18 protein-coding genes are annotated in these 26,264 nt (G+C 37.7%); 12 read left to right on the plus strand and 6 right to left on the minus strand.

The genetic code is table 11. The features are described from left to right. Positions 1 to 16: 16 nt before the first annotated feature. From CWB72_RS12140 to CWB72_RS12160, 5 genes are all read left to right on the plus strand, one after another. Positions 17 to 1,222 (plus strand): ABC transporter substrate-binding protein, encoded by a 1,206-nt coding sequence (locus CWB72_RS12140; RefSeq protein ID WP_252371546.1) that lies wholly within the window; start codon positions 17 to 19, stop codon positions 1,220 to 1,222. A 21-nt stretch (positions 1,223 to 1,243) separates the two neighbouring features. Next, complete coding sequence (locus CWB72_RS12145) at positions 1,244 to 4,528, plus strand: response regulator (RefSeq protein ID WP_171037288.1); 3,285 nt, start codon at positions 1,244 to 1,246, stop codon at positions 4,526 to 4,528. Between the two features lie 33 nt (positions 4,529 to 4,561). Further along, complete coding sequence (locus CWB72_RS21145; RefSeq protein ID WP_354384666.1) at positions 4,562 to 4,903, plus strand: DUF1294 domain-containing protein; 342 nt, start codon at positions 4,562 to 4,564, stop codon at positions 4,901 to 4,903. Between the two features lie 88 nt (positions 4,904 to 4,991). Beyond that, on the plus strand, positions 4,992 to 5,747 hold the full coding sequence (locus tag CWB72_RS12155; protein WP_138631711.1) for a Nif3-like dinuclear metal center hexameric protein: 756 nt from the start codon (positions 4,992 to 4,994) through the stop codon (positions 5,745 to 5,747). Between the two features lie 9 nt (positions 5,748 to 5,756). Further along, entirely contained in the window at positions 5,757 to 6,566 is an 810-nt protein-coding gene (locus tag CWB72_RS12160) for a methyltransferase domain-containing protein (protein ID WP_138631712.1), read from the plus strand. A 60-nt stretch (positions 6,567 to 6,626) separates the two neighbouring features. Here CWB72_RS12160 and CWB72_RS12165 read toward each other — a convergent pair whose 3' ends face one another. Then, on the minus strand, positions 6,627 to 8,399 hold the full coding sequence (locus tag CWB72_RS12165; RefSeq protein ID WP_138631714.1) for a DUF885 domain-containing protein: 1,773 nt from the start codon (positions 8,397 to 8,399) through the stop codon (positions 6,627 to 6,629). A 12-nt stretch (positions 8,400 to 8,411) separates the two neighbouring features. Then, positions 8,412 to 8,915, minus strand: coding sequence for a redox-sensitive transcriptional activator SoxR (soxR, locus tag CWB72_RS12170; RefSeq protein ID WP_171037289.1), 504 nt, complete (start codon positions 8,913 to 8,915; stop codon positions 8,412 to 8,414). 111 nt (positions 8,916 to 9,026) lie between these two features. On the opposite strand from soxR, the gene CWB72_RS12175 reads away from it, so the two are divergent. Together CWB72_RS12175 and ccoG are read left to right on the plus strand one after the other, a co-directional pair. Next, on the plus strand, positions 9,027 to 10,463 hold the full coding sequence (locus tag CWB72_RS12175) for a sigma-54 interaction domain-containing protein (protein WP_138631716.1): 1,437 nt from the start codon (positions 9,027 to 9,029) through the stop codon (positions 10,461 to 10,463). 134 nt (positions 10,464 to 10,597) lie between these two features. Further along, the gene (ccoG, locus tag CWB72_RS12180; protein WP_138631718.1) at positions 10,598 to 11,980 is read left to right on the plus strand and encodes a cytochrome c oxidase accessory protein CcoG; all 1,383 of its coding nucleotides are present in this window, start codon (positions 10,598 to 10,600) and stop codon (positions 11,978 to 11,980) included. Positions 11,981 to 12,024: 44 nt separating this feature from the next. Here ccoG and CWB72_RS12185 read toward each other — a convergent pair whose 3' ends face one another. Then, positions 12,025 to 12,855: a transporter substrate-binding domain-containing protein gene (locus CWB72_RS12185; RefSeq protein ID WP_138631720.1), complete on the minus strand. Its 831-nt coding sequence runs from the start codon at positions 12,853 to 12,855 to the stop codon at positions 12,025 to 12,027. Between the two features lie 174 nt (positions 12,856 to 13,029). On the opposite strand from CWB72_RS12185, the gene CWB72_RS12190 reads away from it, so the two are divergent. The 4 genes from CWB72_RS12190 (at position 13,030) to CWB72_RS12205 (ending at position 20,538) form a co-directional block, all read left to right on the plus strand. After that, on the plus strand, positions 13,030 to 13,626 hold the full coding sequence (locus CWB72_RS12190) for a hypothetical protein (RefSeq protein WP_130257174.1): 597 nt from the start codon (positions 13,030 to 13,032) through the stop codon (positions 13,624 to 13,626). Positions 13,627 to 13,750: 124 nt separating this feature from the next. Beyond that, complete coding sequence (locus CWB72_RS12195; protein ID WP_138631722.1) at positions 13,751 to 15,994, plus strand: TonB-dependent receptor; 2,244 nt, start codon at positions 13,751 to 13,753, stop codon at positions 15,992 to 15,994. A gap of 36 nt (positions 15,995 to 16,030) precedes the next feature. Further along, complete coding sequence (locus CWB72_RS12200; RefSeq protein WP_171037290.1) at positions 16,031 to 18,694, plus strand: 7TM diverse intracellular signaling domain-containing protein; 2,664 nt, start codon at positions 16,031 to 16,033, stop codon at positions 18,692 to 18,694. Between the two features lie 176 nt (positions 18,695 to 18,870). Beyond that, positions 18,871 to 20,538 (plus strand): MFS transporter, encoded by a 1,668-nt coding sequence (locus CWB72_RS12205; RefSeq protein WP_138631757.1) that lies wholly within the window; start codon positions 18,871 to 18,873, stop codon positions 20,536 to 20,538. Between the two features lie 84 nt (positions 20,539 to 20,622). Here CWB72_RS12205 and CWB72_RS12210 read toward each other — a convergent pair whose 3' ends face one another. Further along, positions 20,623 to 21,783: a putative manganese transporter gene (locus CWB72_RS12210; RefSeq protein ID WP_138631723.1), complete on the minus strand. Its 1,161-nt coding sequence runs from the start codon at positions 21,781 to 21,783 to the stop codon at positions 20,623 to 20,625. A 71-nt stretch (positions 21,784 to 21,854) separates the two neighbouring features. Beyond that, positions 21,855 to 23,480: a M28 family metallopeptidase gene (locus CWB72_RS12215; protein WP_138631725.1), complete on the minus strand. Its 1,626-nt coding sequence runs from the start codon at positions 23,478 to 23,480 to the stop codon at positions 21,855 to 21,857. A gap of 141 nt (positions 23,481 to 23,621) precedes the next feature. On the opposite strand from CWB72_RS12215, the gene CWB72_RS12220 reads away from it, so the two are divergent. Further along, complete coding sequence (locus CWB72_RS12220) at positions 23,622 to 24,422, plus strand: DUF3025 domain-containing protein (protein WP_138631727.1); 801 nt, start codon at positions 23,622 to 23,624, stop codon at positions 24,420 to 24,422. 57 nt (positions 24,423 to 24,479) lie between these two features. Here CWB72_RS12220 and CWB72_RS12225 read toward each other — a convergent pair whose 3' ends face one another. Then, positions 24,480 to 26,204, minus strand: a complete 1,725-nt coding sequence (locus tag CWB72_RS12225) for a proline--tRNA ligase (protein ID WP_138631729.1) — start codon at positions 26,202 to 26,204, stop codon at positions 24,480 to 24,482. Positions 26,205 to 26,264: the final 60 nt, after the last annotated feature.

The following is a 26,264-nucleotide window of genomic DNA, read 5'->3' on the forward strand; positions in this document are numbered from 1 at the left end:
TCGACTAGAAGAAACTATGAAAGGCTACATTCTTACTTTTCTGTTTGCCCTATGCTTTTTTAGTCAACTCTCTTGGGCAGAAAAGTACAAGTTTAATATTTACCACGATTCTGATTATTCAACCCACTTCTCTTCAGCAAACGCGATGAAAATGGGCTTTTTATCAGCGCTCGAAACTGAAAAAGAAAGATTACAGAATTTTGATTTTGAGTTTATGGAGTTGGATCACAGAGGTAATAGTAATAGAAGTCTATTACACATGAAAAAATTCTTAAAAGACCCAAATGCACTTTTTATGCTTGGCGGACTGCATTCCCCTCCTTATATAAAAAACAGAACATATATTAATAAAGAGGGGATTTTATTATTAGTTCCATGGGCTGCTGGTGGACCAATCACTCGCTATGAACATGGTACTAATTGGGTTTTTAGACTATCAATAGATGATACTAAGGCTGGATATAGAATCATACAGTTTGCCAATGACATCATGGCTTGCTCGAATCCCCACTTATTATTAGAGGACACCCCTTGGGGTAAATCGAATGAAAGAACAATGAAAGATGCATTAGGTAAAACGATACCTGAGATTTCTTGGTTTAGTTGGAATACAAGACTTAAACAAGCAAAGTTACAAATTAGAGGTATTTTAGAGGCCAACGCAGATTGCGTTATTTTTGTTGGTAATTCTGTTGAAGGAAAGTACTTCATACAAGCTATGTCTGAAATTGACGAATCACTGCAAAAACCCATTATCAGTCACTGGGGGATCACTGGAGGTGATTTCTACGAAAATGCGAGACACTTTTTAAATAACATCAGTCTTCATTTTATTCAGTCTTGTTTTTCTTTTACACATAGCTCTTCAAGCAAAGTTGCCAAAAAGGCCATAAAATCAGCAAATAGATTATTTAAAACAGAATTTGACTTGGCAACTCTTCAGGCTCCTGCAGGTTTCATTCATGGTTATGACCTTGGTTTGTTATTTGCCCAAGCAATGACACAAATAAAAATGGACAGAGAAATTAAAATTGTACGTTCAAGGCTAAGAGATGCATTAGAGAATATAGAATTACCTATTGAAGGCCTAATTAAAGTGTATAGCAGACCTTTTAAAAGAGAAGGTGTAGATGCGCATGAAGCATTAGGCTTAAGTGATTTTTGTATGGCGACTTATAAAAATAATGGCGCTATAGAGATAATTCTTAACGAAGGAGTCTAAGTGAAATCTCACATGTTGCGAATGCAATTAGATGCAAATAAAGCATTTGTTGTTTTTGTTATTATGAGCTTACTCTTATCTGTAATGATAAGTGTGCTGCTGGTTGGCAGAGAAGCTTCAGCTGTTTTAAATAGTTATACGCAACAAGCATCTAAAACTGAGGCAAAATTAAGTGCTAGATACATTGAGAACTTTCTAGAAACAAGAATATTGCTGCTTAAAGATCTTGCTAGTCAACCTTTAATCACAAATGGTGTGATGGGGGCATCTGCTTCAGAAGCTTCTTTAAATGACTATTTATCAGAGTTTAAAATCTTAGGGATTAAAGAAAAGTTATGGATTTATAATGTCTTAGGTGATTATGTTTATAAAAATACTACGCAAGAAGCGACTCAAAAAACACCAAGTAAGTGGCTCGAAAGACTTTTAAATGGAGAAATTCAGCACATAGTCTTAATTGAAGAGCTTGAAGGCCAATACTTTTTTAAACTAGCAGTCCCAATTACATATAATGGCTTCACAGAAGGTGCCTTAGTCGTGAAATTTCAGGCTACAATGGCGTTCTTGCTGTCTGAAGTGATTCAGTCTCAGGCACATGGTATCAAGCTAACAGGTCCTTGGTTAAGCTATTCCAGTTTTAACTCAGTTAAAGAACACGAACCAATCTTAAAGGCACACCTAGGTAATACAGGTGTGAAGCTGCAATATCTCATTGAACCTACAATAGTCACCAGTCAAGTCGATAAAGTGATACTTAACATAGCAAGCTCAATAATTGTTAGTTTATTTCTTTCTTCTTTATTTTTATTGGTAGTTGGGCAGAAATTACTGCTAAACCCTTATAGAAAGTTGGAGCAATCGCAAAAAGCAACAAAAATAAGCGAAGAAAGGTTCAAACTTGCAATCAACGGAAGTTTAGATGGCATTTGGGACTGGGATATTTCAACCGGAAAAGTGTTTTGCTCTGAACGTTTTAAAGAGCTTTTAGGCTATCAAGAGGGAGATGATTTCCCTATTGAGTACACGGTATTAGAAAGAATGGTACATGTCGACGATAGAGATTTTGTGAAAAGTAGCCTAAAAGCTCACCTGCAAAAAGATTCAATTTATGACGTAAAACATAGGTTTCAGACCAAAACCGGCGAATTCAGAGTTTTTAGAGTGAAAGGGGAAGCACTTTTTGATCAGCAAAATAAAGCAATAAGAATGGCTGGTTCAATGACTGATGTGACAGAACAAATAGCATCACAAAAAGCACTGAAAAAAGCTAAAGAAGAAAATGACTTACTCGCCCTTTCAGTTGATGCAAGTAATTTAGGTGTGACAATTAGTTCAGTAGAAGAGCCTAATTTACCCTTAATATATATTAATCAAGCATTTACGAATATTACGGGGTATGGTGAAGAAGTGTTAGGAAGCAATTGCAAATTCCTACAGGGTGAAGGTACTTCCAAAGAAACAATTACGCAAATTATAGAAGGCTTACACGCTCAAGAAGTTGTTAAAGTAGAGCTTCTAAATTATAAAAAAAATGGACAATCATTTTGGAACAGTTTGCAAATATTTCCAGTGCACAATGACAAAGGTAAGCTAACGGCTTTTGTTGGAATACAACAAGACATTACCGATAGAGTTGAGTCTGAAAAAGCCTTAAAAAAAGCAACAAAAATGGCTGAACAAGCAAGCCAAGCTAAAAGTGAGTTTTTAGCATCTATGAGTCATGAGATCAGAACGCCAATGAATGGGGTTCTGGGTATGCTTAATCTCTTACTTAATAGTAATTTGAGTTCAGAGCAGTTACATCGTATTAATGTTGCCATGAGTAGTGCAAATGCATTACTTAATTTAATCAATGATATATTGGACTTTTCTAAAGTAGATGCTGGAAAGCTTGAATTAGAATTTTTGGAATTTGATTTAAGAGGATTATTAGGTGACTTTGCTGAATCTTCAGCCATTCAAGCTCATAATAAAAATATTGAGTTGATCCTTGATGTGGCGAACATTGACGAATCTGTTGTTATTGGTGACCCAGGAAGATTTAGACAAATACTCAATAATTTGGTCGGAAACGCTATAAAATTTACAAAAGATGGAGAAGTATTAATCGAAGCAAGCTTGCAAGATTATAATCATGATAATTGGCAATTGATTTGCCATATAAAAGACACCGGTATAGGTATCTCAGCTAAGCAGCAAGAAAAATTATTTAAGTCATTTAGCCAGGTTGATGCTTCTACAACAAGGAAATATGGTGGCTCTGGTCTTGGTCTTGCGATAGTACAAAAGCTTTGTCGTTTGATGCAAGGTGAGGTGTCGGTATCTAGTAAAGAGGGAGAGGGGGCTTGCTTTAGTTTTACTGTGTTATTAGGTAAAAGCAAATCTTCATTCCATGTCATTCCAGACGTTAGAATGGATGATTTAAATTTACTTATAGTCGATGATAATAAAACCAATCGAGAAGTGCTCAAAGCACAGTTGGAGCATTGGGGGGCTAACGTGACTGAAGCCCGTTCGGGTATTGAAGCACTGACAGTATGCGAAGCTTATTATAACAAGTATAATGTATGTTTTGATATTGCGCTTTTAGATATGCAAATGCCTGTCATGGACGGTGCACAATTGGGTGAGCACATAAAAGCACATGAACATCTAAAAGATATGAAGCTAATTATGATGACTTCGATGTGCGACAAAGGCGATGCTAAGTTTTTTGCCAACTTGGGGTTTGATGGATATTTTCCCAAGCCAGCTACAACATTCGATTTATTTGCTGCGCTTTCGATCGTCGCAGAAGACGGAGAAGCTCTCAAAGGCGCTAAGCCTTTAGTGACGACTCATTACATAAAGTCGCTTAAAGCTCAATCAGCTTTAAAACCTGAAGAGATAAGCTGGGGAGAAGGTATTCGTATTCTTTTAGCCGAAGATAATAGAGTAAATCAAATTGTTGCACAAAGTATGTTGGCAAAGCTTAACTTAACGCATATCGATATAGTGGCAAATGGTGAAGAAGTCATTCAAAACTTATTAAATACAACAAGAGAGACTAAATACACAGCCATTCTTATGGATTGCCAAATGCCAGAAATGGATGGGTATGAAGCTTCACAAGCCGTTAGAAATGGAAAAGCAGGGGAGCTTAATAAAGATATTCCGATCATTGCGATGACGGCAAATGCGATGGTTGGTGATAAAGATAAATGCATAGAAGCTGGTATGGATGACTATATTTCTAAACCAATAAAACCCGAAGTTTTATTTGAACGTTTGTTGCAATGGCTGCCATTCAAAGAAATAGACTCCTGAGATTAAAAGAGCTTGAACTTATTTTTTCGAAGTGTGAACCACTCCCTGCTTATACTAACCCTTTTTTTAGTCACGATTTTTATCGTCACTAATGACAAACTTTTACCGCTTGTTTTAACCTATTTATTCATAACCAATTCGATCTTTTGTTTTTTATTCTTACTTGATAAAAAGCGGGCAAAAGTGGATGGGCAAAGGATCAGTGAGTTATGTTTAAGTGTCACGGCACTGCTATCGTTCAACTTTTCAACTTTATTGATGCAAGAGTTAATACGTCATAAGACCATAAAATGGCAGTTCAACGGTAAGCTTTTTATTACATTTGTAATTCAAAACATACTTCTACTCTTTTATTTTTCTCTTCAAACCTTTTAAAAGATCTAAAGCACCGTTTATTGTTGTGCTTTATCATCATGACTAAGCTGTTAAAATACGCCCTAAATTTAAAGGGCCGAGAAATCAAATGAAAAGAACAAAACTTGTTAATCAATTAACCGAACTCTTAAAACCATTTTCTATTAGTGATTATTGCCCGAATGGTTTACAAGTTGAAGGGGCTGAAGAAGTTAAAAAAATTGTGACGGGTGTTACTGCCAGTCAGGCGCTGATCGATGCTGCCATAGAAGCTGGAGCAGACACGATTTTGGTTCATCATGGTTTCTTCTGGAAAGGTGAAGACCAAACTATTACGGGCATGAAGCAAAGGCGTATTAAAGCTTTATTAGAAAACAACATCAATTTACTTGCATATCATTTGCCTCTAGATGTTCATCCTGAACTTGGCAACAATGCGCAATTGGCTGAGTTACTCGATATAACTTACGAAAGGCCTCTGGAGCCTTGGAATAAAAACTGTGTGGCAGTGAAAGGCAAACTCAAAACACCAATGAGCTTAGATGCATTTTCGCAATTGATAGAACAGAAACTTGATAGAAAACCATTAGTAAATCAAGCGGGAGATCACCTAATTAAAACCATCGCTTGGTGTACTGGTGGAGGCCAAAGTTTTATCGATATGGCCGCAAGCCAAGGCATTGATGCCTACTTAACAGGTGAGGCTTCTGAGCAGACAATCCATAGCTCAAATGAACAAAACATTCACTTTATAGCAGCAGGCCATCATGCTACTGAACGTTATGGTGCCAAAGCTTTAGGTGAATACCTTGCTACAACTTATGATTTAGACGTTGAGTTTATTGATATCAATAATCCGGTTTAACCGTTGAATATGAGTAAAAAAGGCAAAAGCTATAAAGATAAATTAGCGCGAGATAGAAGCTTTAATGCTATCTCGCAAAAATTTAAGAAAAATATTTACGGCACACCCAAAGGCAAAATACGAGAAGCTGTTTTAAAGCGTGACTTTTCTCAGCATATTCCATGGCTAGATAATGCCACTGCACCAAAACGAATAATCGATATTGGCGGTGGGCAAGGTCAGTTAGCTGTTTATTTAGCAAGTTTAGGCCATCACATCACGCTGGTGGACATATCGGAAGAGATGCTAAAACTTGCAAAAGAGCACGTGGAGCAAGCGGACTTAAGTTCTCAATTTGAATTTATTCACGCGCCATTACAGGCATTGCCTGAATTAAAGTTAGGTACTTTTGATTTTGTTCTATGTCATGCTGTACTTGAATGGTTAGTTGACCAAGTTGAGGCGATTACAGTTTTGACAAAGCTCGTCAACGATTCGGGTTATTTGTCTTTAATGTACTTCAATAAAGATGCGCATTTATTTGCAAATATGGTCTATGGAAACTTTGATTATATAAATCAAGGTTTGCATGTGAAACAGAAGGTTGGTTTAAGTCCTAATCATCCTGTAGAACCTGAAGTTGTATATAATGCTTTAAGTTGCGAAAATTTTGAGCGTCTCTGTAAAACGGGTGTACGTTGTTTTCATGATTATTTGCGAGAGCTTGAAAAAGGTAAAGCGCAATTTGATGACTTACTTGCATTAGAGCTTAAATATAACCAACAAGAGCCTTATGCGTCACTCGGTCGCTATACGCATTTATTGCTGCAAGCAAATTAGTGATTCTCTTAACCAAAATAATAAGCCCTTAAACAAGGGCTTTTTCAATTTATTTTGATTCTATTTATCAGTCATTAACGCCTTGACGTATTTTACCGGGGTACTGCCATAGCTTAAAAACTCCTCATGGAACGCTTTTAAGTTAAAGTCATCACCTTGAGTGGCTTTTAACGACTCTCTAAAATCATAAATCTCTCTATAGCCGCTGTAGTAACTAGTTAACTGGACTTGGCTCAATGTCGCACGACGCCATTTACCTTCAGCTTCCGTTTTTTCTTGGAAAGCACCGTTCATTAATAGATCTAGGCCTTCTTCTTTGCTGATCCCTTTTACTTGAATAGCATAATCTAGAATAGTGTTACAGATGACACGAAGATTCCACTTATAGTACATAAGCCACATCTCTGGCTCAAAATCACCATAGCCTTCTTCTAGCATCATACGTTCAGTATACACAGCCCAACCTTCAATCATCGCGCCATTCGCAAAAATACTTTTAATTAAAGAAGGAGACTCGTTTGAGTAAACTAATTGCGTATAGTGGCCAGGGATCGCTTCATGAATATTTAAGATCTGTAAAATCCAGTGGTTATATTCTCTTAAATATGACTCAGCTTGCTCAACAGACATGTTATCTAATGGCGTTACATTATAATAAGTGTTTTCTTTTTTATCGTATGGGCCGGGTGCACTAATAGATGCACCAGCAAAACCACGCATATACTCTGGTGTTTCACGAACAACTAGCGGCTTTTCAGGATCAAGCGTGATCAGATCTTTTTCTCTGACGAATGCTTCTAAATCTGGAATTTGGCGCTTAATTTCAGGCACGAATTCGTCACGAGCAACATGTTTGACCGAAAGGTGCTTGATGAGTTTCGCTACAGCATCTCTGTCTTTAGATGGACGCTTAGTGTTAGGGAAATACATAGGCCACAGTTCATGTGTGATCTTTACCATCTCAGCTGTTACACGATCTTTGTCAGCAACTGCTTTGTGATACATCTCTTTTGCGCTATAACCCGATTGAATATCTAGTGCGAACTTCTCTTCATAAAGCTTTTCGCCAATTCTAAATGAACGGGCGTTATCATTTTCTACAAGAGACTTTTCAAGTTCAGTTAGAAAGTCGATGTAGCCATTGATTGCGTCTTTTGCAGCATTGAAACGCTTAACAAAAAGTACTTTATCACTTGAAGATAAATTTGAAGCTTCAACTTGCGTTAATAGCTCATCTTTTAGCACACTAAAAGCGCCTTTGTTTTGGCCGATTGCAAGCTGGGTATATTCTAAAGTTGGGTTATCAATGTTTGCTTTTGCAGCATCGTAATATGCAGGCACGTATTGAAGACGTTTTAAAACAGTAGCAAACTTTTCGTCATCAGTTTTAAAACGGCTATTTAAAATTGTCGCAAAGCCGCCAGAAACATTGTAGTTAGATGGGTTCCATTGCCAGCTTTTGAAGGTTTCTAAGTGCCAAATGGTCCGTTTTAAAGCATTTTCGATCAGGTAATAATCTGTTTTTTGTGCTGTTGGCAATGAGGCTAAATCGAATTTTTCTAGTTCGTTTAATTTTGCGTTAGCAAAAGCCAATGTAGTGTCACGATAGACTTGATTTGGAATACTGATAATATCATCGTATTCACCATAGCCTGCCCATGCAGAATGCTCAGGGAACTGTTTCCAATAATCATGGATAAACTGTTCAGAGAAGTTAGCGAAATTTTGTTGTACTTGAACGCTGTTATTTTCAGTTTGTTGGGTAACTGTTTGCGAACAAGCAGTCAATCCAAGCGCTGCGATAAGTGCGAGCGAGAGTGCAGTTTTTTTCATGGGTGTTCCTTGTTAGTGATTCTCGCCTATTTTATCAGTTTTTTCATGATTTAATTGTGCATCAGGGTTAGAAGGCAAAAAAGCTGCGCCGGATTGCGATTTGCCACAGATATCATCTGGGTTATACATAGGGCATTGCGTCATAGATAAACAGCCACAGCCAATACAGCCATCGACTTTGTCTCTGATCTGCTCTAAATACTCAATTTGCTTGGTCAGTTGAGTGCGCCATCGCTGAGATAAATTTGCCCAATCTTTTTTAGTTGGGGTTCTATTATCAGGCAACGCATCAAGAGTCTCTTTGATGTCTTGTAATGTGACGCCCATATGCTGTGCTGCTTTGATCACGGCAATTCGCCTGAGCACATCGGGTTTATATCGACGTTGATTTCCTTGATTTCGCCAACTTCTGATCAGCCCTTTGGTTTCATAAAAATGCAGGGTTGAGACTTTTACGCCGGCACGTTTGGCAATATATCCGACAGACAAGGTAGCGTCTTGAAGTGGTTTGCTCATTATAATCTCATAAAAACATGTTTTAGTGACTTTAAACACATATGTCAGAATTTGCTAATAGTATAACGTGTCAATATGTTACAGTTTTCGTGATATTTCACGAGGAATGCTATGTCTCATTTACTTAAACGCTTGCTAAATGACCCTGAACTACTACTCAACTCTGTTGGCGAAGGCATTTACGGTTTCGATTTATTAGGTAATGCAGTATTTATAAACCCCGCAGCTGAACGTATGACAGGTTGGAAAGCCGAAGAGTTAATAGGTAAAAAAATACATCAATACCATCACCATAGCCATGCTGACGGTTCACCGTATCCCGCAGATGAATGCAACATCTACTGCACTATGTTTGATGGCAAAGTAAGGCAAATATCCGATGAAGTGTTCTGGAGAAAAGATGGCAGTAGTTTCCCTGTGGAATATACCTCTACGCCAGTATTCAAAGATGGACAAATTATCGGAGCGGTCGCGATATTTCGCGACGTAACAAAGCAGCACGAAGCAGAAAGTGCACTAAGAGCCGCACTAGAGCAAGTCCAAACTTTAACTGAGCAATTAAAAGAAGAAAACTCTTACTTGTTGGAAGAACTAAATGCAGATTGGCAAGGTTCTGGGCTAGTCGGGCAAAGTCATATATTTAAAGCCATGCTTGAACAAATCAATCTTGTTGCAAAAACAAGTAGTACTGTATTGATCTTGGGAGAAAATGGTACGGGTAAAGAACTTGTTGCCAGAAACCTACATAGATTGAGTAATCGAAATACGAAACCATTTGTGAAAGTAAATTGTGCAGCTTTTACGCCTAGTTTATTAGAGTCGGAATTATTTGGGCATGAAAAGGGGGCATTCACAGGCGCCAATGAGAGACGAAAAGGGCGCTTTGAACTCGCCGATACAGGCACTCTATTTTTAGATGAAATTGCGGAGCTATCACTTGAGGCACAAAGTAAACTTTTGCGCGTTCTCCAAGAGCAAGAGTTTGAACGTGTAGGCGGCAGTAAAACGCTAAAAGTGGATATTCGTATTATAGCGGCAACCAATAAAGATTTGTGGCAAATGGTTGGAAAAGGTGAGTTTAGGATGGACCTTTATTATCGCCTTAATGTCTTTCCTATCAGAGTACCGAGCCTAAAAGAGCGAAAAGAAGACATTCCATTATTGTGCATAAACCTCATTAATCAGCTGAATAAAAGGCTAGGTAAACACTTAATGGGGCTGACAAAGTCAGCGATAGACAAGCTTCAAGCTTATGATTGGCCAGGCAACATCAGAGAGTTACAAAATATATTAGAGCGAGAAGCTATCTTGTCTAAAGGGCGATTAGTGTCAATTACTCAGCCACTGAATATGACTGATGAACAAATGCTTGAAGGTCAAAGTTTAAGGCTTGATGAGGCTGAGAAACATCATATTGAGCATGTACTTGAGCTAACTAACTGGCGAATAGCAGGTCCAAAAGGTGCTGCAGTTAAATTAGGGCTTCCCGAGAGCACACTACGCTCTAAAATGAAAAAGCTGAAAATAACTAAAAATCGCGACATATAACGAGCTTCGCGATATTTCATGAGTATTGGTTTTTGCTATTATTTAAAATGCAATAAAAACAGAATGTTATAAACTTTCAGATTGGACTGAAACTTGCTCTGTAGATATTAACCAATGTTAGTAGAGCAAGTAATATGAAGTTTGATATTAAAGAAGAAGACATGATCATTAAGCCGCATAAATCGGAGGGCCCGATTTATGTGCGCGAGCAAAAAGGTTTTTTCCAAAAAATCCGCCGTAACTTGGGTTGGTTATTAATGCTGACCTTTATTGCTATTCCTTGGCTGCAATATAACGGCCAGCAGGCTGTATTGTTTGATGTAGGCAGCCAACATTTTAGAATTTTCAGCCTCACATTTTTGCCACAAGACTTTATGATCCTGGCTTGGGTATTTATGGCGGGGGCATTTGCGCTTTTCTTTGTGACCAATTGGCTGGGCCGTGTATGGTGTGGTTATGTTTGTCCACAAACTATTTGGATGCTGATGTTTACATGGGTTGAGCACCGTATTGAAGGCAGTCGCAATAAACGCATAAAGTTAGATAAAAACCCTTGGGATGCAAAGAAAATTGCATTAAAAACAGCAAAGCACAGTGCTTGGTTAGCTATCTCTCTCTTCACTGCTACGTCATTTATGGCTTATTTTATACCTGCACAAAAATTATATATCGACATGTTCACACTAGAATGGTCAGGCCTAGTGAGTTTTTGGGTCTTCTTATTTGCTTTCTGTACCTATGGGAATGCAGGGTTTTTAAGAGAAAAAATGTGTACGGTTGCTTGCCCATATTCACGTTTTCAATCAGTGATGTTTGATAAAGACACATTATTAGTCACCTACGATGCACAACGCGGCGAATCACGAGGTAAACGTAAACGTAAACAGGATCCAAAAGAGCTCGGACTTGGCGACTGCGTAGACTGTAACTTGTGTGTAGAAGTTTGCCCAGCAGGTATTGATATTCGAAATGGTCTGCAATATGAATGTATAAACTGTGGTTTGTGTATTGATGCCTGTGATGACACCATGGATAAGTTCGGTTATGCCAAAGGGCTCATTAAATATCAAAGTGAACACGAAACATCTGGTAAAAAAACCAATCCGTTTAGACTAAAGCTAGTTGGCTATGCAACCCTTACAGCGTTGATTATTTTAACTATGGTGGTGTGGGCATTTAATCGTACGCCAATTGAAGCATCGGTTATCCGAGATCGCAATACATTATATCGTGTTAACTATGAAGGTTTAGTTGAAAACCCTTATACATTAAGCGTGATCAATAAAACGCAAAACACCATGAGTTACACGATTAGTCTTGAGGGGTTAGAAGATGCTGAGCTGAGTGTCCCTGATATGATTGAAATTGAAGGGGGAGAAATGTTGCAAATACCTGTTACTGTTATTAAAGACGGTTATGATCTAAAGCTTAAAGCAACCCCCATTAGTTTTACAATTGAGTCTAAGCAAAGAGCAGACATAAAAATAACGAAAGAAAGTTACTTTTATAAAAATTAACTTTAATTAAATGAGGGAAGTATGACTTCCTTCATTAATTGGAATTACTTAATCCTTTCAATTAATGCGGCTTTTAAGTTCTCAGGTACCCACCTTAACATCAGAGATTGGTAATCTTCTGATTGCTTAATCTTCATTAATGCCTCATCGGCATGCTCTAGGAAAACGCCTGTGCCATCTATTTTATTGCAGCCTATATAGCCTTTGACTGTTTTAGAAGCTTCTTTAATTTGTAATTGAATTAAGTTATGTGCATTTGGAAATTTAGACTGAAGATAAACATGCTCACCGGGGTAGCCAATAATAAGATCGATGCGTCGTTTAACAAGCATATAGGTTAAACTTTTTAAGGAATCTTTACCTGCTCTGACAATGATTCTGTCTGAAGGGATGTTGTTAATAATACCATCAACTTGCTCTCCATAAGATCGCCTCATTGACTTGCCTAGCATTAATTGATGTTTAAAAACTAAATCTTTCAAATAAATTGAATTATTTGAACCAACATTAAGTGATTGAGTAACTTCAGAATGTAGCGCAATTGTAGGTGCCAAACCTACTGTGGAACTATTTGATGAGAAAAAATAATCTTTTTTTCTTTGTTCAGTTTTATACAATGACAGCATGCAAGTTGGTGCATCATTGATTTTAAGTTCGTGTAATGCGCGACTTGAAGGAACATGCTGAATATTAAATTGATAATTTGGCATGACATTTTTTAATAAATTAATTACACCTTCATCTCTACCTTGTCCCTTGTTATCCCCTTGAAGTATGTAGTAAGGCGCAAAATCTACTTGAAGCCAAGTAATGCTATTCGCGTAAAGCGTACAACTGAAAGTGAGCATCATGGTTGTAGTAATAGATTTGAACATAAAAAAACTTGTTGCCGCTGATTAAAACAAGTGTAGCAAATCATAAATAACAAATTTGTTTAAAACAAATTGTTTACAATTTATTATCCAGTGGTAAATTGAAATCTAGCTCGGTAGAAAGTGTGAACTAGATTTTGTAAATTTATCAATAAGAGTCTGGCAAGGACCATGTGTATGCGTACATTGATAGTGACTGATATTTTTGGCTGTACAAAAAGCTTAATTGAATTTAGTAATCAATTTGATGGAGAGATTGAAATTGTATCTCCATATGATGATGGAGAATATAAGCAAAGTCTTCAAGAGCAGCATGCTTATGATTATTTTATACAACACTTAGGCCATGATGCTTATGCTGATAAGGTCCAAGAATCTTTGATTCGTTTTAGTCCTGAGTTTATTATCTCTTTTAGTGCAGGGGCAACAGCATCATGGCGAGCCCTTGCAAGAACGCCACTTAAAAGAGTTCAAAAAATGATCGCTTTTTATCCGGGCCAAATTAGGAATTTCACCGACTTAAATCCTAATTGCCATGTAGATATTTATTTTCCTGAATATGAAAAACACTTCGAATTAAATCCAGTTATTTCGATTTTAAAAACAATCCCTTGTTTGTCAGTAGTAAAATCTCGTTATTACCATGGCTTTATGAATCAAATGTCAGAGGGCTATAATCACGACGCATACCAGCATTACAGCCAAATTTGCCAGCTGGAACAGCAAATATTGGTAAATTTGACTGATAAACACACTAATTCATCCCTTGCGTAGTGCAATTTTTATATTTTACAAGTAGCTTACTGAAAAACTTAGTTAAATAAGAGCTTTGGTCACAAACATCTTATAAACTATACTTTTGATTAGCACATCTTGAGCTGCTTCGAGAGTATGGAACATGTCTAAATTATCTATAAAAAAATTTCTACCTGCATTGCTAGCGCTTTCATCATCACAAATTTGGTCAAATGCAACCGCATCTGAAATAGAAGTTATTGAAGTATATGCCCAAAAAAGAAAGCAACTTGATAATGAAGTTAGTATCACAGTTAATCAAGTCAAAGGTGATAAGTTACTTAACTTTGGTTTAAAAGACTCAACTGAACTTGGATTATTAATACCCAATTTAAAAATTAGTCAAAATGCAGCAGAAGGTACGCCACCAGCAGTGAATATTCGAGGTGTGGGACTAATTGATTACAACACAGCAAATACCTCACCTGTTGCAATGTACGTTGATGGTATGTCCGTCGGCTCTGCAAATAACCAGCTCATTAACCTTTTTGACATTGAACAAGTAGAAGTACTTAAAGGACCCCAAGGTACTTTGTTTGGTAGAAATAGTACAGGCGGTGCAATCTTAATTAGAAGTAAGCGTCCTGAGGCTGGAACATATGGTTTTATTACCTTAGGAGCTGGTACTGATAATATGTATAAAGCTGCTGGGGCATATAATGTCGAAATGAGTGACAATTCGGCTATTAGACTTGTTTTTAACCACAATAAATATGATTACACTAGCTACAATATTTTAGCTGACTCGCCTGAAGCCGGAATGGAACAAAATGACCTGAGATTAAGTTATTTAGGGCAGTGGGAACATTTGGAGTGGTATCTAAAGCTCAATTATAGCCACTGGAACGGTATAGTTCAGCCGGTAGGTAATATAGGTATTTATTCTGATCCAATTAGTCAAACAAGGTGTTCTATATCACAAGTGAATGCAGGTAACTGCGTTGACGCATTCGGCTTTAATGATGGAAGTAATGATTATTGGGCTGTGAGTGTTAATAACGACTCACCTCACCATAGTATTAATAAAGGATGGACAAGTGAATTCACTTGGGATGTTAATCAAGACACTCAATTAGTTTGGTTAAATGGGTTTAATCGACTTGATAGGGAGCATGCATTTAATTGTGATGGTTCGCCAGCACAACTTTGTGAAGGGCAACTAGGTGTAAAAGCAGAAGTTTTGAATAATGAATTAAGACTTCAACATTCACTAGGAGCGCACTTTCTAACATTTGGTGTTTTTGCATTGCAAGAGAGAATATTCCAAAAAAATGATAACGATATCTTGAGAGACCTTCGTGGTACGCCTTTCGGAGATAACTCAGCGCATTTCTTCTACGATAATGAGCTAAAGAATAATTCGTTTGCAGTATTTTCTCAATTTGATTGGCATCTAAATAAAAACTGGTTGGCTACGTTTGGTCTTAGATATGCTGATGAGAATTTAGACTACGACTCTTTGAGCAACATAAACGTGGTTATTGACCCAACAAATTTATCTGGTGCCTTATTGCCTTTTTATCATGTCAAAGGTGAAGTTAAAGACAACGATCTATCAGGTCGACTAGCGATTAATTACTCTATCAATCAACAGCATAATTTGTATTATAGTTTGAGTAATGGATATAAAAGCGGCGGATATAATGGCGGGTATTTATCTAGTCCTGAGCAAGCAATGTTAGCTGATTATGGCCCTGAAGAACTTATTGCAAATGAGTTCGGGGGTAAGTTTATAAATGCTCAAAAGTCTTTAAAAGTTAACTGGGCTTTATTTCATTACAACTATAAAAATCAACAAGTATTTATGAACCAACCTTCTCTTGTTGAAGGAGCACCACCTATTCAATTACTGGAAAATGTTGCTAACTCCAAAATTTATGGTGCTGACTTAGAAATATTACATAGTTTTAATGAAGCTCTAGAGCTTTCTTTTGGCATTGGCTATATACCCCATGCCCAGTTTGAAGCGTTTTCAGATCCTTTAGGCAACTCTTTGACAAATAATAGACTTCCCTTCACCTCGGAAGTTAATTTCAATGGCGTATTGTCTTATCGAGTAGTTTGGGATTCAAAAATTGATATTCAAACAAATATAGGCTTTGACCACCAGTCAGATTATTACTTCGATCAAAATCAAAGTGAACTTGCATCTCAACCTAGCTATACACTGTGGTCAATAAATAGCCAGTTTAATTTTGAAAAATATACCGTACGCTTTTGGGCTAAAAATATTTTTGATAAAGAATATAGTCATCTTAAATTTGACCTAACAAATTTTTTAGGAATGCTAGAAGATTTCAAAGGAGAAGGAAGGCGAGTTGGGTTAGAGCTAACTTATCGCTTTTAAATTTTAATGAACTTAAACATGATTTTGGCGAATTGAATGTCTAGATTATTTTTCATTCTAACGCTTATATTTTTAAGTTTTGCATGTACCAATTCACATGCACAGGCTTTTAACTATCACTTAAACATGCAAAATGAGAATTTGCATGATTTTGGTGTGCTTTTAAAGTCTACTGAAGAAACAAGTTTTCCTGTTTCGTTTGATAAAGTAAAGAGTTGGCAGAGTAACTTAGAAGTCTTAGAGCAAAGAGCACTATTTGGTGGTCGTTATTGGCTTGTTTCCGAGCTAATTAACCATACCAATGAAACTCAATTTGTTTTATACCCCTATAATACGGTAGTAAATAAAATTGAAACCAAGTTATACAGCGAAAGTGGCACAATTCAAACAGTCACTACTGGCGGTGAGATTAGCAATGAATTTCCTTTCCATTATGGAAATAGAATCCAATTAAATCCTAATGAGCGCTATTTATTAGTCACTGCTTTTGAAAGTGACTTTTTTTACACACCGATAAAGTTTGTTATTAAACCTGAACAAGCATTTAAAAAGTTAGTTGTTACCGAAAACTTAGTCATGATTCTATGCTTTGGTGTAGGTTTAGTTTTAGGTTTGTACAATTTTCTAATTTATTTGGGTTCAAAAGATAAAACTCACCTCTATTATGCTTTATTCGCAATTTGTTGGGTCTTTGCATGGAGCCATTTTTTTCACATTTCAGATCAATTATTTGGGTTTTATTCTTCTAATTTACACTGGCTAGGTTTTGCTCTAACGCCACTGACAAATATCCTCTTTTATATCAACCTCTTAAAGCTGAAAGAGACACACTTTAAGTTGACAAACGGATCATTACTCTTTGGTGTGATAGCATCCTGCGGCGTACCAATGGCAATGCTATTCCCAAGTTTTGGCTTTTTATGGGCAACCATTGTAACTGGTATTGCGTTATGTTTAGGGCTATATGTTGGTTTTTTACGGATCAGCGAAGGCTTCAAACCTGCTAGATACTTCGTTTTAGCCTATATCGCTATGGCGATCCCTAATATGATAGGCAACTTGACAAATCTTGGTGTGTTACCTCCCTCGAGCTTAAATCTCTATTTACTAGGCTTAATTGGTACTGCAATGGATGCATTATTATTAGCATTTGCTGTAGCAGATAAGTTTAGGTTAACCAATTTAGAAAATATCGAGCTAAACAAAAACCTTGAGCTAAAAGTTCAGCAAAGAACTCAAGAGCTTGAAGATTTAGCCTCAGAATTGAGGGATGCCAGTGAAGCTAAAAGTCGTTTCTTGGCAAATATGAGCCACGAGATCAGAACGCCAATGACCTCAATAATCGGCTATGCAGATGGTATGTTGCTTGGGGATATAAAAACTACAGAAAAAGGGCATGCAATCAATGTTATTCTGCAAAATGCCAGGCATGTACAAAACTTGATAAATGACATATTAGATATGTCGAAAATTGAAGCAAATAGGTTAGAGGTTGAGTTAATTGAAGCTGATATGTTCCGCTGTATTGCTGAGATTGAATCATTATTAGGTAAACAGATAAGAGATAAAGGCTTAGAGTTTGAATTAAATTATCATTTTCCGTTACCGAACTTAATTGTCATCGATCCAACACGATTTAGACAAGTTTTACTAAACCTGATCTCCAACGCGCTGAAATTTACCAGTGTGGGTAAAATAAGCATCGACGTTTCGAGTAACAATGAAAAATTAGAAATTGCTGTTCGGGATACAGGGATTGGCATGACTAAAGATGAAATTAAATCTTTATTTACGGCTTTTCATCAGGCTGATACATCCACAACTCGACGTTATGGTGGTACAGGGTTAGGTCTAAATATATCCAAGAATTTAGCCCGTAAGCTAGATGGTGACATTACGGTTGAGAGTAATGTGGGTTCAGGAACGACATTTACACTTGAACTTGGCTTGTACACAACCAAAGATACACAGTGGGTGAGCTGTCTTGATGAACTACCTCAATCTAAATTAGATTTACAATCTATTGATACATCTACTACTTTAAAAGGAAAAGTATTATTAGCTGAAGATCACCCTGATAATAGAAAACTCATAACGATTATTCTAGAAGGCATGGGGCTTCAAGTTATCGCAGCTGAAAATGGGCAAGAAGCAGTTCAAGCCGTTTTAGATCACGAATTTGACTTGATTTTATTGGATATACAAATGCCAGTAATGGATGGTGAAGAAGCATTTAAGTTTATTCAAGCAACCGGGGTAAGCTCACCTGTACTGGCATTAACTGCCAATACAATGACCCATGAAATTGAACGATATTTAAATATGGGTTTTACCGATCATTTATCTAAACCTATAGATAGAAGCAAATTTCATAAGAAAATTAGTCACTATCTTAACCTAGAAGTAGAAGAATTAAATCTACCTTCAGGTGAGTTTGAAGCACTTCAAAAAAAATATTTACAAGGTTTAGATGAGCAAAAAGAGCTCTTAAACTCTAGCTTTAAAAATAATGATTTAGTCGCATTAAAGCGTCATGTTCATGCGATTAAAGGTACGGCTGGTATGTTCGAATGTTATGACATTCACAATTATGCATCTCAATTAGATGAGCTATTGAAAAATGGCACAATTGAGGGTGTAGATGTCACCCTTGAATTACTAATAGATTCTATGTGCGATGCAGAGAAAGCCATACTGTAAAATTTTTTTTATTCTTAACTTATTTCAAAACTGATTACATTTTCTTTCTAAATTTAGATTTAACTTCCCCAATATAATGGTGGTATATTGTATTCAAAGTTAAATTAGGAGATGTAATTTTGCATTCTGTTAAAAGAACAACAACATTTGGGCAGAGTTTTTATATTGCCAATCTCATGGAGATTTTTGAAAGGTTAGCATGGTATGGTTTTTTTGCTGTGTCATCTATTTATATGACCACGCCAAAATCACAAGGAGGTGTTGGGTTCTCTGATATTGAGAGAGGGGCAATACAGGGCATTATTCCTTTCTTTTTATATTTGTTACCTGTTCTAACAGGTGCACTTGGTGATCGTATTGGCTATAAGAAAATGTTTATTATTTCTTTTGTCATTATGGCACCAAGTTATTTCTTACTAGGGCAAGTCAAAGACTTTTGGCCATTTTTTATTGTACTCAGTTTTGTTGCTTTAGGTGCTGCATGCTTTAAGCCAGTCGTTGTTGGTACTATCGCTCATAGCACCAATGAGCAAAATAGAGGGCTTGGGTTCGGCATTTTCTATACCATGGTTAACGTCGGCGGCTTTCTTGGCCCACTTATAGCCGGAGCTATGCGCTCGATAAGTTGGGATGCGGTATTCATGATGTCGGCGGCTTGGATATTGCTAAATTTTGTACCAGTTTTATTTTTCTACAAAAACCCGCCATCACTTAAGAAACAAAACGATAAAAGCTTAAAAGAAACGATAAATGAGGCACAAAGTGTGTTGGGAAATGGTCGTTTTGCTTTGGTTTTATTTGTTTCTATCGTATTACTAATGTGTTCAGGTGTTGAGTGGTTAACTTACCCACAAGCATTTTTAGCCATTGCTCTATGGCTTATTTTAAATATTGTTTGGAATTTATTTGCGAAACAAAGCGCTTTAAACTGGTGGCAAGAGAAAGTAAAAGTCAGTAATCCTAAGTTTGCGATTTATCTAGCCATATTAACTGGATTTTGGACTGTTTATAATCAACTTTTTTACACCGTACCGCTTTTTATTCGAGACTTTGTTGATACTAAAGACTTAGTACAGTTTTTATCATTATTCGGGCAGGGTGCTGTCGATTTTTTTGCCTTCGTAGATCAAGAAAAAATATCTGCAGCTATAGAGGCTTTGTTTAATGATATTAAATTGAATAATGCCATTGAATTTGAAACGCTGAGGCTCGAGTGGGTGCATCTAAAAGTAAATGTGCCAACTAATGAGTTAGCAAATTTGGTCACAGAGTTACGTTTAATTGCAAACAATACAAGCGAATTAAATAGTACACAAATACAAAACTATACATCTCACCTCTTGGCATACCGACAGGTTAATCCTGAGTATCTAATTAACTTAGACTTTGCTGCAATCGTTTTGCTACAAATATTTGTGAGTTTACTTTGCCAAAGGTTTAAATCTATCTATGTGCTAATTGCTGGGCTCATCATCATCGCGACTTCATTTATATTCTTAATTGGCTCTCAAAACAATATGGTTGGCTGGGTGATTACAGCTGTGATTTTATTAATCGCGTTAGGTGAAATGCTTACTTCACCAAAGAGTCAAGAATATGTGGCAAGCATAGCACCGAAAGAGCAAGCAGCCTTGTATATGGGTTATTACTTTGTTTCTATGGCATTAGGTTTTTTGTGCGCAGGGTTTTTGTCAGGTTGGAGTTATGCAAATCTAGCATTAGGTATGAACAAACCTGAACTGATGTGGTTGCTATTTGCTGCCATTGCTGGCGTCACTTCTATCGCGTTGTGGTGTTTCAATCTTTACTCGAAAAATGTTACTGCAGAGCAGGTGATGAATTAACGTCGAATACTTTAACTAAAAAATGAAGCCTTTAGAGCAAACCCTAAAGGCTTTTTTCTTGTCTATACAAGCGCTGAACCTTGGCTATAAATACCAAAACAAAAGATAACTCACTAATAATGCAGGTATTGCTGAATATAGCGTGGCAATTAAAGCTGCCTTAGGTGCCATTGCTAAAGCAGGGAAAAGTGCGTCTCCATCATTTGATATGGCATTACCAACTAAAGCACTAAATGGAATAATGCCTTGTATATACAATGTGGTGATGACTATTTGAGGACCACAACCAGGCAATAAACCAATTGCAACAGCAATAAGAGGGGCATAAATCGCATATTCACTAAACCAAGCTCTAAGGTCTAGTCCAAACAGACTCACTGCAATCTCATAAAGCATAAAGCTCGCGATGACCCAGGCTGTTACAAAGTGGGTATCTTGTATTATTCGATAAAACTTACTTGGTGGCGATATTTCCTCATCTTCAGCAGCAATTTGTTTATAGGTTTTTCCTTCTGAAGAAAATGCCCAAATGATTACTGCAATTGCTGCAAACAAAGCACCAAAATAAGTGATGGCATTATCAAATTCGCCGAAATCTACATTAAATGCAATGAGTAAAGATATCGCCACACAAGGCGCTAAAAAGCACTTCCATAGCTTTTCACCAACATGAATGGCCCTATTCGATTTCATGCAATCATGGGCATAATTTGCAGCTTTTTGAGGATGACAAAATGAATCAGCATGGAACACATGGACAATTAAACCACTTATTATACCTGTAACAACGCCGATACTAATCACACTGAGCGCAGCAATAGGGTCTTTAGCTAATAGAAGAAAAGCGGCATCTCCCATAGTGGCAGTTAAAACTGCGACAACAGAAGCAAAGCTGGCTTGTTTTTTGGTAAATTGTGTTACAACAATAATTGCACCGCCACAGCCTGGTAGTGCTCCGAGTATTGCTGCGAAGGTAATTTCTAATGTAGGTGATTTTGCTTTTAAGTAACTAAGTTCAAGTTGAGGTAATCTGTCAACTAAATAGTAATAAATAAATAAGGTTGCGGCGACAAAAACAGCAACCTGAAAAAATGCATCTGCAAGGGTAGGTATTGTAATAGCTCTTATTGGTTCATAGAGTAAAGATAGAAGTATAAAAACAGGTAAAGCTAGTCGCTTATTAGCAAGCATGAATACAAGCGAATTGAGAACAGGTGAATGCCTTAACGTTGTGAGAGTGATCATAAAGTGCAACCAATAAATATTATCAGTTGCACTTTAGTGTTAATTTAAATAAAAATCAATCTCATTTGGGTTTATTTGCGTTTGAATTCAGCACCAGCTTTCCATGTTGGCCATTCAGCTTGTTGAGAAACGTCATAACCGACTTGGAAGAACAACTGCAAATCTTGAACTGCACCGCTTAAGTCCCATTCATCACGGTATCTATCACATGGTTGGTGATAACAGCCACGAAGAACTAAACTCATTTTCTTACGATAGTTTGCCGTTGCTTCATCTAGTGCTTCTGTACCGCCACCAGCGTACATCGCAGGTACGCCCATATTAGCGAATGCAAAATGATCTGAGCGGTAATAACCACCTGATGCCGGGCGTGGATCTCCAGAAACTACACGACCCTGAGCTTTAGCTGCATCAGCCAACATTTCGTCTAGACTTGATTTACCGATACCCACTACGCTGATATCTTTTACTTTACCAAGTAGGTTTAAGCTATCCATGTTGATGTTAGCAACGGTCTGTTTTGCAGGAATTACTGGCGTATTCGCATAGAATTTTGAGCCAAGTAAGCCTTGCTCTTCCGCAGTTACTGCTAAGAAGGTGATTGAACGGTCTGGACGAGTTGGCAACTTAGCGAATGCTTCAGCTACTTCAATCATACCACCAGTACCCGTCGCGTTATCATGCGCGCCGTTATAGATTTGGTCACCTTTACGGTTTTTATCTATACCCAAGTGGTCCCAGTGTGCAGAGTAAACAATGTGCTCTTCTGGCTTTTTGCTGCCAGGTAAAGTCGCAATAAAGTTATATGACGTTGATGTCTTGATCTTGCTCTTAACCGTTACTGAGGCGGTTAAGTCGCCCATATCAACATGATAGGCGCCTTGTGCCGCTTTCTTCTTAGCATCCTCAAAGTTTAGACCTGCTTTTTCGAACAGCTCTTTAGCTACATCAACAGTTACCCAGCCTTCAACGGCTACACGGTCCATGTTTTTATTTTCTTTTTGGAAGCCAAATTGCTCGCCACTCCAAGAGTTTTCAACAACGCTCCAAGGGTAAGAAGCTGGCGCTGTTTCATGAATGATGATAGCACCCGCAGCACCTTGACGACTTGCTTCTTCATATTTGTATGTCCAACGACCATAGTAGGTCATGGCTTCACCCGTGAACATGCTTGGATCTTTGGTCGCAAAACCAGGATCATTAACCAGCATTACAACCGTTTTACCTTTAACATCTAGGCCTTCGTAATCGTTCCAGCCATATTCTGGCGCATTCACACCATAGCCAACAAACACCATTTCAGAGTTGTTGATAGACTCAAGTTCGCTAATGCGGCCTGTGCCCATGACCATTTCTTTCTTATATTGGTAAGCTTTACCACCAATCACTAATTCCATGTCAGAGTCAGCTTCAATTGAAACAAGCGGTACTTCTTGGAAGAAACTATCGCCATTACCTGGTTCATAACCGAGTGCTTTAAAGTGTTTTGTTAAGTAGGCTAGAGTAAGTTCTTCACCTTTTGAAGAAGGGGCGCGGCCTTCAAACTCATCAGAAGCAAGTGTTTTAATGTGCTCTGCAAGTTGTGTTTCGTTGATGCTGTTATGAGCGGCTTGAATATCGTTAGATGTGTTACTTGTTGATACGCAACCTGCAAGCACGGCTGCTGCAATTGCGCTAAGTGTTATTCTCAGTTTCATAATCACTTTTTTCTTTTAATTAAAATCGCTTAAGTATACACATTTCTAGACTGCTTGTTCGAGTTAAAGCGATTAACCGCCTCGGTTGGCGTGAAGACAAGTTTACGATAAAATCGCGAAAATTTTTAAGTCTGTAGTCCTATGAAAAGATTTGTTGCCTCAGAGACATTTTCTCAATCTTGTCTTAATAATGGTGCTTTTGAGCATCTAAATACATTGTTTAACCTCAACTCACATACAGACTGGCCAAGTTTTGACTGGTTAAACGGGTTAAAAGACTTAAAGCACCCGCAAGGATTAAATATTCTCTTTACACCTAACTCTGAATTAGAGAATGAAACGCGATACTACGAAGCAATTATTTTCGAAACAGGGCAAGTGCCAACAAGAGAGCAAAATTGGCATGATTTATTTGGCGCTTTCATTTGGTGCTTATTTCCAAAAACCAAAGCACTGCTGAATGAATTGCATATTGAAGAAATAGAAGCGCATGGCACTAAACAAAGAAGTAAAAAAAGAAATGCAATCACATTATTTGACGAATGCGGCGTCATTTTAGTGGTTAATAATGATGAAATAATTTCTCAGCTAAAATCACATCAATGGTCTGATGCATTTGTGGAACAAAGAGTGCAGTGGGGTAAAAATTATTTACCTTTCACATTTGGTCACGCTAACTACGAAATGATGACCAACCCATTTATTGGGCTTACAGGCAAGCTAGTTTGTATAAAGGTTGAGGAAAGATTTTACCAATTAAGCTTAGAACAGCAATATCATTATTTAGACGAGCAGCTATATCAAATGATTAAAGATGGGTTATTAGAAGATAATAAAAAGATGTCACCCTTACCATTATTAGGTGTGCCTTCATGGTATGAAGAAAACCAAGAGGCAAGTTTTTATGCTAATACAGATTATTTCCGTCCAAAACGAAAATAATAGGGTGTTAAGACAATAAAAAAGCGGCTATGAAGCCGCTTTTTTGATGCTGTAAGATTAAGCTTTTATTGCTTTCGTGGTTTCAGCAACGGCTGAATCAATATCAAGCATTAGCTTTTCACCCGTAATACGGTTCTTAAGCTCAACCTTATTCTCGTCAAGGTTACGCTCACCAATAACAAGTGTGTATGGAATACCAACCAGTTCCATGTCATTAAACATCACACCAGGACGCTCTTTACGGTCATCGAATAACACATCAACACCAGCAGCTTGGAATTCGCTGTATAAACGCTCTGCAATATCAGGAATACGATGCGACTTGTGCATGTTCATTGGTACAATAGCAAGTTCGAATGGCGCAAGTGTTTTTGGCCACTTAATACCAAACTTATCATTGTTTTGCTCAATCGCAGCTGCAACGATACGAGATACACCAATACCATAACAACCCATTGTCATGATTTGGTTTTTACCGTTTTCGCCAAGTACACCAGCATTCATTGCTTCAGAATATTTACTACCAAGTTGGAAAATATGGCCTACTTCAATACCGCGTTTAATATGTAGCGTACCATTTCCACAAGGACTTGGATCGCCTTCAACCACGTTGCGAATATCTTCAACAGTGTAGTCTGTAACATCACGGTCGAAGTTGATACCACTGTAGTGCACACCATCTTTATTTGCGCCTGCAACAAAGTCAGCCATCACAGCAGCACTGCGGTCAACAATAATTGGCATATTAAGGCCTACAGGGCCTAATGAGCCAGGGCGAGCGCCAATGGCAGCGACAATGTCTTCCTCTTTTGCCATTTCTAGCGGAGAGTCTACAAGTGGTAGCTTTTCAGCTTTTAACTCATTTAATTCATGGTCGCCACGAACGATAAGAGCAACTAAACCACGCTCTTCATTTTCATCTGGTGCACCATAAACAATAAGGGTTTTGACACCACGATGTGGTTTAACACCATGTTTTGTTTTAAGCTCTTCAATGGTTTTTGCTTCTGGCGTATCGAATGTGTTTAATTCTTTAGATGGAGCAGGGCGTGCTTCGCTAGGTGCAACGGCTTCAGCTTTTTCAATATTTGCTGCGTAATCACTTGCATCACTGAATGCGATTGCATCTTCACCTGATTCTGCTAATACGTGGAATTCATGAGAAACACTACCACCAATTGAGCCTGTGTCTGCAATTACTGGACGGTAATCTAGACCTAAACGCTCAAAAATATTGCAGTATGCTTGATGCATACGTTGGTAGGTATTATCCAGACACTCTTCTGTCATATGGAAAGAGTAAGCATCTTTCATGGTGAATTCACGTGCGCGCATTACACCAAAACGAGGACGTACTTCGTCGCGTACTTTAGTTTGAATTTGGTAGAAATTAATTGGTAACTGCTTGTAGCTATTAATTTCTTTACGTACTAAATCTGTGATCACTTCTTCGTGTGTAGGACCAAGCGCAAATGGACGATTATGTCTGTCGTTGATACGCAGTAGCTCTGGGCCAAACTGTTCCCAGCGGCCTGACTCTTCCCACAGATCAGCAGGTTGAATAATCGGCATCAGTAACTCAATTGCACCGGCTTTGTTCATTTCTTCACGAACTACTTGTTCAACTTTACGTAAAACTTTCAAGCCTGATGGCAGCCAAGTGTACAAACCTGATGCAAGTTTACGGATCATGCCTGCACGAAGCATAAGTTGGTGGCTGATAATTTCAGCATCAGAAGGCGTCTCTTTAAGAGTCGCAAGAATATATTGACTGGTACGCATGGTGGTTCCGTTCGTATAGTATTTTGTTTTTCTGGAAAATGGCCGTTAGTTTAGCAGTGC

It is taken from the genome of Pseudoalteromonas phenolica (assembly GCF_005886345.1).
Taxonomy (GTDB): Bacteria; Pseudomonadota; Gammaproteobacteria; order Enterobacterales; family Alteromonadaceae; genus Pseudoalteromonas; species Pseudoalteromonas phenolica_A.